We start from the raw sequence: 15,309 nt of genomic DNA, 5'->3' as shown, positions 1-15,309 counted from the left end.
GAATGAAGGTGAAAAACATGAATGTAAAAATTCTAGCCGATTCAGCATGTGATCTGTCGGAACAATATTATAACGAATTTGCCATTGAAATGATACCATTAACCGTTCATCTTGATGAAAAAGACTTTCAGGATGGAAAGACCATTTCGGCGAAAACCGTCTATGATGCAATGCGCGAAGGAAAAAGTCCGAAAACATCCCAAGCATCTGCCCAAGCTTTTAAAACTATTTTTACATCGTACGCGGAAACAAATCAACCCTTAATTTATTTCGCCTTCTCCTCGGAGCTATCTGGTACATATCAAGCAGCAAAAATGATGGAGCAGGAAATTAAAGAAAACTATCCGGATGCGCCCATTTATGCGGTTGACACAAAATGCGCTTCAATCGGCTATGGACTGGTCGTTCTCCGAGCTGCCCAACTCGCGAAAAACGGTGCAAGTGTGGAAGAAATTTTGGAAACTGCAACCTACCATGCCAACCATATGGAGCACATTTTTACCGTTGATGACCTGGAATACCTGTATCGTGGCGGGCGGGTTAGTAAAACAGCCGCATTTGTCGGTTCTTTATTAAAAATTAAACCGATCCTGCATGTTGACGATGGCAAATTAATCCCACTTGAAAAAATGCGCGGGTCCAAAAAATTGCTTGCCCGTATGGTTGACATTATGGACGAACGTGGTGTTGATATCAACAATCAGGTTATTGGTATTAGCCACGGCGATGATTTGGAACGAGCCGAACAATTAGCGGAAATGATTAAGGAAAAATTCCAACCAAAGGATATCGTGATTGAAATGGTTGGTTCAGTAATCGGAGCACACTCCGGGCCAGGTACACTTGCCCTGTTTTTCTTAAATGATCAATATAAATAAATGATATTAGAGCATGTTCAAAAAGTCACCAAATGATAAGCGGCGACTTTTTGAACATGCACTATTAGGCTATCCTGTTGGGTAGCTTTTTCTTTTTTATCACGCATTAACGCGAAGTAATACCCCACTGAATGAAGTTCACTTTATCACTAATGAAGTGCTGCGTTTGTTCGGAAAATAGTCCCTTCCACCGTTCCACCAGATCAAAGGCACAAGATACATTCAATTTCCCCTTGCCGCGCAGTTTTGCAGTTCCATTCATCACAATGTTCAACCACATTTTCAACTCCTTCTGTAACAAAAATAAATGTTCATCGTCTAATTTGTTAAACAGGATTAAAAATGAGGTGTATCCAATGAAAAAGAAAGTTTGGCTGGTTAGTGGTGTGTGTATTGCAATCACAGTCTGTGCATTTTTGTTTTTTTCCCATTCATTAAAAGTGGAGATTCCATTCGCATCTAGCCACGCACCCCCTTTTAAAGCTTGGCAGATTCATTTTTCTCAGGAGATGGATCCGGAAACGTTCCATCATGAAACAGTACAAGTCATTTCCGCTGATAAAAAATCTGTTCCGGTTTCCTGGAAATGGAATGTGGATCACACAGTACTTACAATCAACGCACCCGAATCCGGTTATACCATTGGGGAAACATACCAATTAATCATTACGGATACGGTGCAAACAGCCGGGGGTAAAAACTTCGGTGATAAATTCACCCACTCATTTCAGGCTGTTGACGAACTGCCGAGCATTAAAAACCGCAAGCAGCTGGTAACGCTTTTAGAAGAACGAACAGAGCAAACAAAAGAGTTTACTGTCCTTGAAGAAGATAACGCTACTGCTGATATGAAGACAGAGAGTTCTGCAGCAGAAAATACCCCCACTACATCGGAAACAAATGTGCAGGTACATGGTATTGACGAGGGTGATTTGATAAAAACAGACGGGAATTCCATTTATTTTGCCAGAGATTCCGACATCATCATTGCTGAAGCAAACGGGAAAAGCAGCACGGCAAAAAGCACAATTAGCGAAGAGCATTTTCAGCCTGTTGAATTGTACGTTCACAAGGATTTGTTGATCGCAATTGGCAATTCCAGTAAAAGCCTGCGTGATCAATCGAAAACAGCTGAATACGTTATGGAGCAAACAAGCATTATTTTTTATCGTATCTCTGATCAAAAACCACCAGAAAAAATTAGAGAAGTAACTTTGGAGGGTGATATGACCGCTTCTCGACAAATGGATGGCTATCTCTATTTGGTTGCCAACTCATATCCGCCGTATCATATTTTGCAAGACAACAAGCAAAATATGGATCCACGTCCATTTATAAAGGATAGTGCAGTAGCCCAAAGTAATAGCCAGCCGCTAGCATATCATGACATCTATTTTTTCCCGGAAAGCACGGAGAACGCCTTTATGTTGCTGGCATCCATTAATTTGAATGACATGGAAGAAGCTGCGCAAATTGAATCATACTTGGGTGCTTCTGATCAGCTATACATGTCAAAAAATAACATCTATATCGCAATGGAAAAGTATGATGCTGCCTTGGAAACAAGTGATTCAGCCGAAATAGCTGTCAATAATTCAGCTAATACTGAAATATTTCAATTTCATATTGACAATGGTTCGATAGATTTCCAAAATTCACTCTCCGTTAGCGGTACATTGGTAAATCAATTTGCCATGGACGAACGTGACGGGGTATTTCGTGTCGCAACCACAAATGAAAAAGACAATACCACGACAAATAATTTGTACACGTTTGATTCCAAACTCAATGCATTAGGTTCGATTGAGGATCTCGCGAAAGGGGAACAGATATATAGTGTACGGTATCTGGACAATGTCGCCTATATGGTCACGTTCAAGCAGGTTGATCCATTATTTGTAATTGACTTAGCTGATCCAGCGACACCCACTGTGTTAGGAAAGTTAAAAATACCTGGATTCAGTAATTACCTCCATCCCCTTGACAAAGATCATGTGATTGGATTTGGACAGCATACAAAGCTAGTACAGGAAGAAAATAGTAATGAACCATCCGTACGTATGGATGGGATTAAACTGTCTTTATTTGATGTCAGTGATCAAGCGAATCCGAAAGAAATAGATAGTGAAGTAATTGGTGAAGGCAGCTCGTATACCGAGTTGAATCATAATCATAAAGCTTTATTCAAACACCCGGATAAAAACCTGTTCGGATTTCCTGCTGTGGCGTTTGACGCTAAAACAGTCCATAAAGGCGATGCCACCTACGAAGAAGAACGGCCTGTTTTTGCAGGTGCTTTCTTATATAGCATTTCTCCAGAAGATGGGATTGTCTTGAAAGATTCGATCACTCACCAGGAAAATGTACAAGATTACCCGGAATGGGATTCGGAAATCAGGCGGATTGTTTCAGTTGATCATAACCTTTATACTTTTTCGTATGACCAAATGAGGGTATATGACCTGAAAGGTAAAAAAATTATCCAGAAAATAGCTTTTCCTGACCCATCCACCATGAATTAGCGATACTTAGCAGAGTTATGTATACACACTTTCAAAATTGAAATTCTTATAGATGAGTGATTTGCGTTATTTGATGCCCCCTTCCGTTGTATGAAGCACTCTAATAAGCTCGTAAATAAATTGAACATTAATGAGCCCTGGTAAACACTCCTGTCTGGTACAAAACCTTGTATCCGTGACAGGAGATCTCTTTTCTTCCCACAAAAATTGCCATTTACGACACAAAAATGTTATATTTCTTTGACATTCTTCTATTTCCTATTGCATCTTTTGTCCTATTTGATGAAAATTAATAATAGTTATTGATGTAGGAGCGATCATAGAATGCCGCGGCTATTTATACATTTTACCTTTATTTTATTTACCCTTACAGCTCTATCCGGTTTATGGATGCGATTATTTTCGTTTTTTCCAAGCAGCACGATTCCATACACAAACGTTATGCATGCACATTCCCATTTAGCTATTTTGGGATGGGCATTTATCGGGGTTTTCCTTATTTTTTTAACGCTTTTTTGGAAATCCATCAGGCAAAAACGGCAAGCAATTGCACTGATGATAACCATTTTTATCACCTCGTTTTTAATGTTTACAGCTTTTATTTATCAGGGTTATGGGGTATATTCGATTATCATCTCAAGTATTCATATTTTTACCGAATACTGGGCTGCTCTATTTATATACCGGCAGCTAAAACAACAGAATAACCTGCCTAATACAAGCCGGTTATTTATCAACGGTTCATTAATTGCATTAATCATCTCGTCAATCGGTCCTTTTTCATTAGGATTTATTTCCGCAAATGGTTTAAGGAACAGTCCGATTTTTGATATGGCCATTTATTTTTATTTACATTTCCAATACAATGGCTGGCTGTACCTCGTATTGATTGGATTATTTATTATTGTCCTTCACCAGAGAAGGATTCATTTTCATCATTCACTGGTAAAAACAGGATTCTGGATTTATTTTGCCGCCCTGTTTCCGGGATATTTCTTATCGGTTCTATGGGGGGATCTGGGGAGCTATGGCAGCATACTGGCAACCATTGGCAGTATTGGTCAGTGGATTGGGGTGCTTGCTCTTGTTGTTGCCTTTAAAGGAATATGGTTACACCTTTATAAACAAGTCAACGAAATCACTATCGTTTGTTTATGGATAACCTTTTTCTTGTTAGTCGTCAAAAGTACGATGGAGCTCGGGCTGATTTCACCAACGATGGCAGAACTTGTTTATCAAACGAGAAGTATCATTATTGGCTATTTGCACTTTACCCTTTTAGGTTTCGTCAGCATATTTATCCTGACCCAATATCAGCTGGCACGAATTATAGAAACAAAGAAAATACTAGTCCAATCAGGGATTATTATTTTCCTTATCGGTTTTTTAGTAAATGAATTGTTTTTATTTGGTGATGGGTTAGCCCGCTGGTGCGGATTTGGATCTCTTCCCTTTTTTTCGCAAGGGTTGCTTGCGGCAAGTGTACTGCTGGCAATTGGTATTTTGATCATATGGTTATCTTTTTCCAGACAGAAAAAGCAAGCCGTATGAATGAATTTACTATATCCTTCATATATTTTTAGATAAGCATTGACTGGACAAGTTCTAAAAAATATATGAAGGAGGATATTTATGCAGCTGCAAGATTTAATTCAGGCGTATGAACAAGATCGCGGGCAATCTTACCAATCGATAAACCAGTTGCTGGATTTTTACCAAAAGAAATATATTGCTGGCGAAATTGATATCACAACCTACCAAAAAGTATTTCATTTTTTACATGACCAAGGTGCAACTTCTTCACATGAGTATGCTTTCTAGATACTAAGCTTACATATAAAAGCACCCGGATTCATATTCCGGGTGCTTTATAAGTTTAAGGTTGTATTGCTTCGTTCTTGCGCTGCTTCCGGCTTAACAGGACGACCGCCAAAATAAATAACACAAAAACACCAACGATCATGCCGATAAACAGCCAATTAAACCCGTTATCCTTCTCAACAACAAATATTTCAACCGATTCACGATCAATCCCGATTTTGTACTTTCCCTGTTCATTTTTACGAACAATGTTATCACCCAACAAACCGGTTAGCTGCATACCATCAGGAACATCGGTGACCGATACTGCTTTCGTGCCAGTATCATTATTGATTGCGATAAACATCGTTGTATCTTCATCAGATCGTTTAAACACACTCATTGCTCCGCTTGATCCTGCAAGTTCAAAGTCTCCATACGACAGGACGGGAAATTGTTTACGAATAGCTGCGATTTTATTAAAGTAGTCCTGTAAATCCTGGTCACTATTGTTAAATTGCACCAGCCGTTGTACCTCTTCCAACGATGCACCATCCATCGGTATTTCTGAGCCTTGATAGATTTGTGGTACTCCTGGCGCTGTATATAAGTAGACAAGTGCGATTTTCCACGTTGTTAATGGGTTTTGCCCACTTTCTACGATCTTTTGGGTAAAACGTTTGGTAAACTTATCATCAACATAGACTAAGCCTCCCCTTTTTCCGTTCGACTCCCATGTATGATAAAGCTCTTCAACCGGTGTTCCTGCATTGGTCAATACATCTGATATTGCCTTTTGCATTCCCGCATTTTCTATCAACGGGATACCCACGTTATCATATTCATCGGTTAGATCATTCTCATGTAAAACACTTCCAGTTAAATCAATATTTGGCTTAACGCTTCTCAGATGATCAACAAATTCCTGTAAGAACGGGAGTGGTGTTTGATCAATTGCGTGAAGATTGTAGCCATCAATATTTGCTTCTTCAAGCCAAAAGTCTGCAGCCTTAAAAAGCATATTCTTCACTTCTGTATTTTCCAGATTTAACGTTACTGCCTTATCCAGCCATACCGAATCCTTTACAGAAGTTGGGATCGTTTTATCGGCATCTTTTGCAAATGGGTGTGTCGGTGCAACATAATTCGGGACAAATTCCAGTATAACGTGCAAATCACGTTTATGTGCCTCTTCAACCAGCTTTTGTAAGTCTTCCATCGTGCCAAATTGCTCTTCAACCTCGAAAAAATTTTCAATCCAATAGCCATGGTAGCCTTCTCCTGCGTTTTCCATAATGGATGATATGGAGATCGTCGTAAAGCCCAGTTGTTTTATGTAATCCAATTTATCGGTAATCCCTTTAATATCGCCACCATGGTATGCTTCTGGGTCATCCACATTGACCTGATTACCAAGCTGCTGATCACCATTGTTAAACCGATCAACAAAAATCGTATATATCATTTCCTCCTGTATGGAATTATTCTCCTCTGCATGGATCGAATCCCCCCAGCAATAAAAAAGTGGGATGACAAGCAGTAGTGATACTAGCTTTTTCATATGTATTTCCTCCAGAATAGTAGTCGCCTACCTTTCATTATTCTCCTTTTCGGTCAATAGTCAACAATCCCGGCAACATTGTTAAAAATCATTCATAATACGGTGGTTGTTAACAAGCAGTAGTTCCAAAAAGGCAGGATTCAGTAAAATTAGTCCGAAAAACGGTCCGTGTTAGTCGAAAACAGTGTTTCCAATTGCTCATTTGGTGCAATGTGCTGTTTGGCATGGTTTACCGCAATTGGTCCTTCATTAAATCCACCAGCGATTAAATGCAATTTGTTCGGATAATACGCAATATCACCAACTGCAAATATTCCAGGAATGGACGTCTGCATTGTACTGTCGACTTTAATTACCCCATCAAACATGTCACAGCCCCATTCTGAAATAGTACCTAAATCGATTTCGAATCCATGATTGACAATAAGATCGTCAAGTGGGAGTATTTTCTGTTCACCTGTTTTGACATTTTCAATTGTAATTTCAGCTATTGCTTCTCCATTACCGGTCAACCCGGTAATGCTATACGGTGTAAAAATGTTTACGGATGAATGTTGCATTTTCGTTACACTACTTTCCATCGCCGGAAACGCATCTTTTCGGTAAACCACGCTCACCTCCGCGGCAATCGGTTCGAGCTCATTTGCCCAATCAATCGCTGTATTTCCACCACCAGAAATAATAACTTTTCTACCACGGAACCGTTCACGCTCCCGGACAAAATAATGTAAATTCGTTTTTTCATAGACAGGAGCTTCTGGTAATCCGAGCTTGATTGTTTTTAAAGCGCCAAAGCCTGTTGCCAGGATAATCGTCCGGGTATAGTGCTCTTCCCCGGTTTGTGTTCGAACTATAAAATTACCATTTTCTAATTTCTGTAAAGTGGTTGCCTGTTGCTCCAGGATTATCGTCGGATCAAACGTTTTCGCTTGTTCGATTAGCTGCTCCGTTAATCCTATCCCGGATATCTTAGCTATTCCACCGACATCACGAATTATTTTTTCCGGATAAAAATAGGGAACTTTTCCGCCAAGAAAAGGGAGAAACTCGATTATCTTTGTTTTCATTTCCCGCATCCCACTATATAATGCCGTAAACAAGCCAACCGGCCCGCCACCAATAATTGTAACGTCGTAAAGCTCTAATTGTTTTTCCATCCGCTTTATCCCCTTTATACTTTCTGGCTTGATGTTCGTCTATACCGGCAAAAATAGGTAATTTCTGTCCGGAGTGAAGGATTTACAGTCCAATTTAGATGAAATACTGCCCAAATCAGATCTAACATTGTCCAACCTTTCACCAGTACGCTACCGCTCTTGTCCCTACTTCGTTTTCATCAATAAATATACAAAATATGGTGTACTTAAAATAGCAACGACAATGCCGACCGGGATCTGTGTTGGTGTAAGCAGATTTTTCCCGATTATATCTGCTGTCATTAATAATAAGGCACCGACAAGTGTCGAAATCGGAATAATCAACTGATGGGTTGGACCTACAATTCGCCTCGCGATATGCGGGACTACAAGCCCGAGAAAGGCAATTCCTCCACCTGCAGCAACACAAGCACCAGCAAGCGCAACTGCTAGCATTAAAAGAATTCGCCGCTCATTCTCCACCTTTGAGCCAAGCCCCGCCGCTATCTCATCACCCAGATTTAACACATTTAAGCTGCGTGCCTTATGCATGGCATACGGAATTAAAATGAAAATCCAGGGCAATAAAGCAAACACAAAATTCCAGTCAGCATTCCATATATCACCCGACAGCCAAACGGTCGCCTGGCGAAAATCCTGTGGGTCCATTTTTAATTGAATTATGATTAATGCCGCACTAAAAGCAGCATTAACACCAATTCCTACTAAAATAAGCCGAATTGGATTAACACCATTCTTCCATGCCAAGGCATAAATCAATAGTGCTGCAAAAAGAGCTCCGATCAGAGCGAATAGTGGCATGATAAAAGCAGATAAGGTACTTCCCGCGTTTAATGTATCCTGGAAAAAAAAGATAAATAACACAACGGCAAGCCCTGCTCCCGTATTGATTCCCAATATTCCAGGATCAGCAAGTTCATTTTGCGTTACCCCTTGCAATATCACCCCTGACACAGCTAGTCCCGCTCCAATTAATAAAGCAAGAATGATTCCTGGCAACCGGAAATCAAATAGAACAAGCTCTTGTTTAGCTGTTCCGTAACCAAACAAGGTACGAATCACATCTAACGGTGCTATTTTAATAACCCCGATACTTAAACTAACAAAAAACATTACCACAATGAGCACGATTAATAGACCTATTAATGCTATAAAGCTTTTTCGTTTCAAGGTTTTCTCTGATGTCATGATTTACTCCCCCCACTGCCACGTGCTAAATATAGAAAGAAAGGTACACCAATGAGTGATGTAATAGCTCCTACCGGCGTTTCAAAGGGAGAATTAACTAAACGCGCTGTTACATCAGATATCACTAACAAAAGAGCGCCAAATATTGCTGAGGTCGGGATAATCCAGCGATAATCTGTGCCAATAATAAACCTGGTAATGTGTGGCACAATTAAACCAACAAATGCAATCGTACCGGCAATGGAAACAGCCGATCCGGTCAGGACTAATACAGCAATAATACCAATTACCTTCGTTACCACATTATTCTGTCCCAAACCAGTTGAAACATCTTCACCAAGGCTTAGCAATGTGATTGATCTAGCAATAAAAAATGCCAAAAATAAACCTGCTGCACCAGACAGTAGCAGGATGTGAATCGACGTCCAATTTACACCAGCTAGTCCGCCGGCAATCCAGAAACCCATTTCTTTTTCAAGCTGGAAGTGTAATGAAATAACGGAGGACAAAGAACTTAACATGGTTCCGATTGCTACACCAGCTAAAGCTAATTTAACAGGAGTCAGGCCACTTGTGGAAAAGGAACCAACCATAAACACAAGGACAACCGCTATACCAGCACCGGCAAAAGCTGCCATGGTATAGCCCAAATTACCTGCTCCCGGGAAAAAGGCAAGCATCATTACAAGCGTAAATGCAGCGCCATCGGTAACCCCCATGATGGATGGCGATGCCAAGGGGTTTCGGGTCAGTCCTTGCATAATTGCCCCTGATACGGCTAAAAACGAACCAACTAATGCTGCAGCAATCGCCCTAGGTAAGCGCAATTCCTGGATTACTTGATGAGAGGTGAGCTTACTCTCAAAGTGAAAAATGGCTTGCCAAACAGTTGATAGTTTTATATCAACAGCACCATAAGAAACAGATATTCCGATGGAAAAAACTAAAGCTAGTAATGCAACTACATTAATTGCTAATTTAAGTGCGTGCGAATTTTTTATCATTGAAAACATCATATTCCCCTGACTTTACTAAATGTGCTCGGCAAATCAATTTGATTGATAATCATAATCAATTAAAAGTATAATCGTAAACGTTATGTACTGCAATGATATTTGATCGAAGGATTCAACAATTAATTGACAATTCAATTGAAAATGATTATCATTACCGTTAGGGAAAACATTAAAAAGGAGAATTACATATATGAAACGAATCCCATCACGTCTTACCATCTTCGCCTTACTAGTTGTACTATCCATGATTATTGCTGCTTGTGGAAATAGTGCAGATGATAAGCAAACAAATGAGTCCAAAACGGAATCAGAGGGTAATACAGAGGTAACACTTGATAGTAAAATGGGTGAGGTAACCTTACCGGCAGACATCAAGAATGTCATTGCGCCGTATCACGAAGATGCTTTATTAGCATTAGGGATAACGCCCGTTGCCAAGTGGTCCATCGGTGAATCAATCCAAAATTATTTGGAAGACGAGCTCAAGGATGTACCGCGAATTGAATGGAACCTGCCTGTTGAGCAAGTGCTTGAGAAAAGTCCGGATTTAATTATCCTGGAAAGTAATCTTGACAGTTATGAAGGAAGCTATGAGGATTATCAAAAGATCGCACCAACATACGTTATGCCTGAAGAAGTGACCACCGACTGGAAAAAACAAATTGAAACGTTCGGAAAAATATTCCAAAAACAAGACAAAGCTACGGATGTTTTAAACCAGTATAAGGATAAGGTGCAAGACGCAAAAGCAAAGCTTACTGACGCAATTGGTGATCAGACGGTTGCTGCTATAATGGTCATGGGAGATAAATTTTATCTATTTGAGAAAGACCGTCATGTTGCTGACGTACTTTATTCCGATCTTGGATTGCAAGTGCCAGCATTAGTTGATAGTTTAGGTAATGCAAAAGCGCAATGGAATCCGATTTCCATCGAAAAGCTATCCGAACTGAAAGCGGATCATGTCTTTCTATTGGCTGAAGAAGGCGAGCAAGGAATGGAAACATTACAAAATAGTCAAGTCTGGCAAAATACGCCGGCGGCCAAAAATGATCATGTTTATACCCTGAACGACCCAAGCCATTGGACAAATAAAGGACTAATTGCATCAGAGAAAACAATTGATGATGTGTTAAAAGAATTGGTGAAATAAAAATAAAGGGCAAGTCTCCCAGAGGTAATGGGGGCTTGCCCTTTATAGTTTATGGCAATAAGCCGCCTGGCAGTCGACCAAATCCTAAAACCATTGTTAACAATACAGCGATTACCAATTGGATCCACCAGCTTTTGGTCGGCTCTTCCCGACCTGTTTTCAAGCTGATCATTTCCATGGCAAATATTGCCCAGATACCTGCAAGTCCTTTAAAGATGGCCTCTCCCATCATTGGACTTCCACCAAAATATTTTGCCAGCAATGCCCCGCCTGAATACAGGATCAGTAAATAATCCAGTCTTAAAATCATTTGAACAATTTTTGCACCCTTCGCCTTCCCTTGCTTATTGAGTATGACAACAATAATAAACAAGATAAAGGCCAATGCCCAAGCTGTTATGTGTAAATGTGTATTCACCCGAAGTTCCTCCTCAATGTTTTTCATACTGGCCAATTTATTTGCCTAATAAAGCTATCATATCATGTCCATCCAATAAATTCATTTGAAAATTATATGAACATTGCTAAGGGAAGTCAAACATACAGAAAACTGTTATAATGAAAAATGTATTGTATTTCACTTTAGAATTCGGAAAAACACGAACTTGCCGCTCAATTTAAGCAGCGTTTTTCCAAAAACCAGGAGGGATAAGATGGCACAATCAAGTCAACAAATTATCGATCAAACCCAGGAGTACGGGGCAAAAAATTATCATCCGCTCCCTGTTGTGATAACAAAAGCAGAAGGTGTTTGGGTAGAGGATCCAGAGGGCAACCGCTACATGGATATGCTAAGTGCCTATTCAGCAGTTAATCAGGGACATCGGCACCCGAAAATTATTGAAGCATTAAAACAACAAGCTGATCGCGTAACATTAACTTCTCGTGCCTTTCACAATGATCAGTTAGGCCCATGGTATGAAAAAATTTGCAAATTGACAAACAAAGAAAATGCCCTGCCAATGAATACTGGTGCCGAGGCTGTCGAAACAGCTTTCAAGGCTGCGCGCAGATGGGCATACGATGTGAAAGGTGTTGCAGAAGGCAAGGCCGAGATCATTGCCTGTGAAGGAAATTTCCATGGCCGTACCATGACAGCGGTTTCTCTATCATCAGAAGCAGAATACAAGCGTGGATTTGGCCCAATGCTGCCAGGGATCAAACTTATTCCATATGGCGATATTGAGGCATTGAAGGAAGCTATTAATGAAAACACGGCAGGCTTCCTATTTGAACCAATCCAGGGGGAAGCAGGTATCGTTATCCCGCCGGAAGGGTTTCTGAAGGAAGCATATGAAATTTGTAAAGCGAACAACGTACTATATATTGCCGATGAAATTCAGGCGGGTCTTGCTCGTACTGGAAAAATGTTTGCCTGTGACTGGGAGGACGTCACCCCGGACATTCTCATCTTAGGAAAAGCACTTGGCGGTGGTGTGATGCCAATCTCTTGCATCGTCGCCAACAAAGATATTCTTGGTGTATTTAACCCCGGATCACATGGATCAACATTCGGCGGTAACCCATTAGCATGTGCAGTCTCCGTAGCCGCGCTTGAAGTGCTGGAGGAAGAAAACCTGGCAGACCGTTCACTGGAACTTGGCAATTATATGATGGACGAATTGCGTAAGATTGATAACCCAGCGATTAAAGAAGTTCGCGGCAAAGGACTATTTATCGGCGTTGAATTAACGGAATCTGCCCGTCCATATTGCGAGGCGTTAAAAGAAAAAGGATTGCTATGTAAAGAAACACACGAAAATGTAATTCGCTTTGCACCTCCACTTATTATTAAAAAAGAAGATTTGGACTGGGCGATTAAGCATATTAAAGAGGTTTTAGCAGAGTAATAGGTGACAAGGCTTTCTATTTGGAAAGCCTTGTTTTGTTGATGCTGCACAGTTTACTGTCTACAACTTGCATAGCTATTCACTAGACAACTGTTCTTTTCGGACCTTTTTCAGTGGCTGCCGCTGCCAATATGTTAAACTCCGCCAAATCCATTCCAATGGACCAAACAGAAAATGGGAAAACCACCATCTGCTCACAAAAATTTGACCAACGAAAACGATCACAACAATCACCACGCTAACACTTGGGCGGATTGACCCATACAACCCAAACCCGACTCCATAAAAGAGGATAAAACAGATAATCGACTGTGTTATGTAATTGCTTAGTGACATGCGACCAACATATGTTAATGGTTTCATTAGTTTCATACCCGTTTTAGTTTGGGTTAGCAACACAATCGATAGGACATAAAATAATGCGGATGCTGTTCCGCCAATATTATCCTGAATATACGAAAACCATGTCGGATTCCCGTACGCATACGGCCCCATTTTTAACACCAGGAAAATAACAAGACTTATAACCCATGCCGTAACAAGCAGACTTTTGTTTTTATCAGGCTGATGCAGCCAGCGTTTCCGGGCGATAAACATGCCGAAAAGGAACAACGGTAATAATGTTGTTGCTAACATAAAGTACGAGAATATGCCATTTGCGTAAAACCAGTCTTTACTATTCTGGCCGAGAATAACAAGCAAATTACTGCTGCTATAATGCTCTATCGCCAAATAAATGGCAGCAACATCATAATAATCCAAATAATCCCTAAAGGCATATAAGAAACGGGAATAGACATATGTACTACCACCTAAAATCAGCACTGCCCAGATTACCATTGTTTTGTTCGAACGATTGATAAATGCCGGCAGAAACAGCCCGATAATGCCATATGAAAGTAAAATGTCTCCGTTCCAAATGAAAAAAGCATGAATCACACCGAAACAAATCAGGATAAAAAGTCTGCGAAACAAAAATGGACCGACATCAATATTTTTTTCCACAAGTCGTTCCTTCAACATTTGAAAACCAAATCCAAATAATAGGGAGAATAACGTGTAAAAACTAGCCTGAAAGAAAATATCGATTATCTCCATCGTATAGCGGTCAATCGTCTGAGTCCACGTATCCTCTGCTCCACCATACAAAAAATATGGAGCGGAAAATGCTCCGATGTTCACCATAAATATTCCAAATATCGCAAATCCGCGAGCGGCATCGACCCATTGCAGGCGACTTGCTTCTTTTATTGGAGCAGCTTGACTGTTCATCTCCCACCCCCTCCCTCCTAATTATATATTCGCTGCTGCTCGCTGTACTTCCTTCCCTGTTTCAACAATTTAGGAAAATCACATAAACTATAGAACAAAGGCGCAAGCGCCCGGTTAGCGGCGTATGTGCTGCGCCCGCGCAACGTGGGTGGTTCGGTGTTGTTGCGCAAAGCAGCGGTTTTAACCGAACATTCCTACCGTAGGAGATAAAGGAAACATGCCCCTGCAAAAGGGGTATGCCGACGTTGGACGCAAAGTCCGCTTTTAGTCGGCCTTCCTTCTTACCCGAGTGGATGTTGACTTATCGTACGGAGGCGGGTGTTGCACTAGCCGCTGGGCGCTGGAGCCGGACGTAGCCTTTCCAGATAATAAATTAATATAGCTAATTTTCAATTTTTTTCATTAATAAAGAAGGGGGACTATCAATGCCAGCAAAAGTAGGTGCAGTTAAAGTCATAACAGTTGCTTCGTCCAGTATTTTTAATATTGGCGACGTATATTCCATGTGCCCGGAAAGCTCGGCAAAAACTTATGCTGGCGGCGGTTCCTTTAATACAGGTGACGGCATTCGGGTAAAACTTGCCAATTCGCATACGTATGTTCATGACAAAGATTTTATTGACCAGCCAGTTGAGTAATTAACGGAGTGAGGAATATGAATATTACGATTCATCAGTCCATCCATATTAATATCATCAAAATCGGTTCAATTACAAATTCTTCCGTTTTACAAATTGGCAGTACTGGCAGTATCCAGTCACAAGCAGATATCCACAATACCGGAGGATACACCGAACCGGCGGCAGAAGCTGAAGCAGTTAGAAATATAACTTCCCCATTAATTCCGCTAGCACCAGAGACGAGGAAGCACAACTTTTAAAGAGCCGCATACAATAATCATGGGCCCTAGCC

The 15,309-nt window shown here is 40.6% G+C and carries 15 protein-coding genes; 8 read left to right on the top strand and 7 right to left on the bottom strand.

The genetic code is table 11. The annotated features are described in order from the left end of the window. The first annotated feature begins 17 nt into the window (after positions 1-17). Positions 18-878 (top strand): DegV family protein, encoded by an 861-nt coding sequence (locus CZ382_RS02810; RefSeq protein WP_088049718.1) that lies wholly within the window; start codon positions 18-20, stop codon positions 876-878. A 106-nt stretch (positions 879-984) separates the two neighbouring features. Here CZ382_RS02810 and CZ382_RS23615 read toward each other — a convergent pair whose 3' ends face one another. Beyond that, positions 985-1,158: a hypothetical protein gene (locus tag CZ382_RS23615; RefSeq protein WP_159457754.1), complete on the bottom strand. Its 174-nt coding sequence runs from the start codon at positions 1,156-1,158 to the stop codon at positions 985-987. 76 nt (positions 1,159-1,234) lie between these two features. Here CZ382_RS23615 and CZ382_RS02805 point away from each other — a divergent pair, with 76 nt between their 5' ends. From CZ382_RS02805 to yppF, 3 genes are all read left to right on the top strand, one after another. Next, positions 1,235-3,400, top strand: a complete 2,166-nt coding sequence (locus CZ382_RS02805; RefSeq protein WP_159457753.1) for a beta-propeller domain-containing protein — start codon at positions 1,235-1,237, stop codon at positions 3,398-3,400. A 324-nt stretch (positions 3,401-3,724) separates the two neighbouring features. Continuing rightward, positions 3,725-4,951, top strand: coding sequence for a hypothetical protein (locus CZ382_RS02800; RefSeq protein ID WP_088049716.1), 1,227 nt, complete (start codon positions 3,725-3,727; stop codon positions 4,949-4,951). Positions 4,952-5,032: 81 nt separating this feature from the next. Continuing rightward, the gene (yppF, locus tag CZ382_RS02795) at positions 5,033-5,221 is read left to right on the top strand and encodes a YppF family protein (RefSeq protein ID WP_088049715.1); all 189 of its coding nucleotides are present in this window, start codon (positions 5,033-5,035) and stop codon (positions 5,219-5,221) included. A gap of 55 nt (positions 5,222-5,276) precedes the next feature. On the opposite strand, the gene CZ382_RS02790 is transcribed toward yppF, so the two are convergent. From CZ382_RS02790 to CZ382_RS02775, 4 genes are all read right to left on the bottom strand, one after another. Beyond that, on the bottom strand, positions 5,277-6,761 hold the full coding sequence (locus CZ382_RS02790; protein ID WP_088049714.1) for an alpha-amylase family glycosyl hydrolase: 1,485 nt from the start codon (positions 6,759-6,761) through the stop codon (positions 5,277-5,279). A gap of 149 nt (positions 6,762-6,910) precedes the next feature. Next, entirely contained in the window at positions 6,911-7,918 is a 1,008-nt protein-coding gene (locus CZ382_RS02785; RefSeq protein WP_088049713.1) for an NAD(P)/FAD-dependent oxidoreductase, read from the bottom strand. 165 nt (positions 7,919-8,083) lie between these two features. Further along, on the bottom strand, positions 8,084-9,106 hold the full coding sequence (locus CZ382_RS02780) for a FecCD family ABC transporter permease (protein WP_088049712.1): 1,023 nt from the start codon (positions 9,104-9,106) through the stop codon (positions 8,084-8,086). After that, entirely contained in the window at positions 9,103-10,119 is a 1,017-nt protein-coding gene (locus CZ382_RS02775; protein WP_088049711.1) for a FecCD family ABC transporter permease, read from the bottom strand. Before CZ382_RS02775 ends, CZ382_RS02780 begins: the two co-directional genes overlap by 4 nt. A 193-nt stretch (positions 10,120-10,312) precedes the next feature. Here CZ382_RS02775 and CZ382_RS02770 point away from each other — a divergent pair, with 193 nt between their 5' ends. Continuing rightward, the gene (locus CZ382_RS02770; RefSeq protein ID WP_088049710.1) at positions 10,313-11,275 is read left to right on the top strand and encodes an ABC transporter substrate-binding protein; all 963 of its coding nucleotides are present in this window, start codon (positions 10,313-10,315) and stop codon (positions 11,273-11,275) included. A gap of 49 nt (positions 11,276-11,324) precedes the next feature. Here the strand turns inward: CZ382_RS02770 and CZ382_RS02765 are convergent, their stop codons facing one another. Beyond that, entirely contained in the window at positions 11,325-11,693 is a 369-nt protein-coding gene (locus CZ382_RS02765) for a YisL family protein (RefSeq protein WP_088049709.1), read from the bottom strand. A gap of 235 nt (positions 11,694-11,928) precedes the next feature. On the opposite strand from CZ382_RS02765, the gene CZ382_RS02760 reads away from it, so the two are divergent. Further along, positions 11,929-13,125: an ornithine--oxo-acid transaminase gene (locus tag CZ382_RS02760; protein ID WP_088049708.1), complete on the top strand. Its 1,197-nt coding sequence runs from the start codon at positions 11,929-11,931 to the stop codon at positions 13,123-13,125. A 75-nt stretch (positions 13,126-13,200) separates the two neighbouring features. On the opposite strand, the gene CZ382_RS02755 is transcribed toward CZ382_RS02760, so the two are convergent. After that, the gene (locus CZ382_RS02755) at positions 13,201-14,397 is read right to left on the bottom strand and encodes a DUF418 domain-containing protein (RefSeq protein ID WP_088049707.1); all 1,197 of its coding nucleotides are present in this window, start codon (positions 14,395-14,397) and stop codon (positions 13,201-13,203) included. 425 nt (positions 14,398-14,822) lie between these two features. Between CZ382_RS02755 and CZ382_RS02750 the strand changes: the two genes are divergently transcribed. Then, a complete protein-coding gene (locus CZ382_RS02750) occupies positions 14,823-15,035 on the top strand; it encodes a spore germination protein (protein ID WP_088049706.1) in 213 nt (70 codons plus the stop codon). 17 nt (positions 15,036-15,052) lie between these two features. Next, positions 15,053-15,277, top strand: coding sequence for a spore germination protein GerPB (locus CZ382_RS02745; RefSeq protein WP_088049705.1), 225 nt, complete (start codon positions 15,053-15,055; stop codon positions 15,275-15,277). The last annotated feature ends 32 nt before the right edge of the window (positions 15,278-15,309 follow it).

It is taken from the genome of Virgibacillus dakarensis (assembly GCF_900155625.1).
Classification (GTDB): Bacteria; Bacillota; Bacilli; order Bacillales; family Amphibacillaceae; genus Lentibacillus_C; species Lentibacillus_C populi.
This window is presented reverse-complemented; position numbering and strand designations above follow the sequence as displayed.

Excerpts from the sequence above, each read along its gene's own strand:
- CZ382_RS02800 (WP_088049716.1), top strand. The coding sequence starts at position 3,725 with ATGCCGCGGCTATTTATACATTTTACCTTTATTTTATTTACCCTTACA.
- CZ382_RS02760 (WP_088049708.1), top strand. The coding sequence starts at position 11,929 with ATGGCACAATCAAGTCAACAAATTATCGATCAAACCCAGGAGTACGGG.
- CZ382_RS02790 (WP_088049714.1), bottom strand. The coding sequence starts at position 6,761 with ATGAAAAAGCTAGTATCACTACTGCTTGTCATCCCACTTTTTTATTGC.
- yppF (WP_088049715.1), top strand. The coding sequence starts at position 5,033 with ATGCAGCTGCAAGATTTAATTCAGGCGTATGAACAAGATCGCGGGCAA.
- CZ382_RS02785 (WP_088049713.1), bottom strand. The coding sequence starts at position 7,918 with ATGGAAAAACAATTAGAGCTTTACGACGTTACAATTATTGGTGGCGGG.
- CZ382_RS02770 (WP_088049710.1), top strand. The coding sequence starts at position 10,313 with ATGAAACGAATCCCATCACGTCTTACCATCTTCGCCTTACTAGTTGTA.
- CZ382_RS02810 (WP_088049718.1), top strand. The coding sequence starts at position 18 with ATGAATGTAAAAATTCTAGCCGATTCAGCATGTGATCTGTCGGAACAA.
- CZ382_RS02745 (WP_088049705.1), top strand. The coding sequence starts at position 15,053 with ATGAATATTACGATTCATCAGTCCATCCATATTAATATCATCAAAATC.
- CZ382_RS23615 (WP_159457754.1), bottom strand. The coding sequence starts at position 1,158 with ATGTGGTTGAACATTGTGATGAATGGAACTGCAAAACTGCGCGGCAAG.
- CZ382_RS02750 (WP_088049706.1), top strand. The coding sequence starts at position 14,823 with ATGCCAGCAAAAGTAGGTGCAGTTAAAGTCATAACAGTTGCTTCGTCC.
- CZ382_RS02805 (WP_159457753.1), top strand. The coding sequence starts at position 1,235 with ATGAAAAAGAAAGTTTGGCTGGTTAGTGGTGTGTGTATTGCAATCACA.
- CZ382_RS02775 (WP_088049711.1), bottom strand. The coding sequence starts at position 10,119 with ATGTTTTCAATGATAAAAAATTCGCACGCACTTAAATTAGCAATTAAT.
- CZ382_RS02755 (WP_088049707.1), bottom strand. The coding sequence starts at position 14,397 with ATGAACAGTCAAGCTGCTCCAATAAAAGAAGCAAGTCGCCTGCAATGG.
- CZ382_RS02780 (WP_088049712.1), bottom strand. The coding sequence starts at position 9,106 with ATGACATCAGAGAAAACCTTGAAACGAAAAAGCTTTATAGCATTAATA.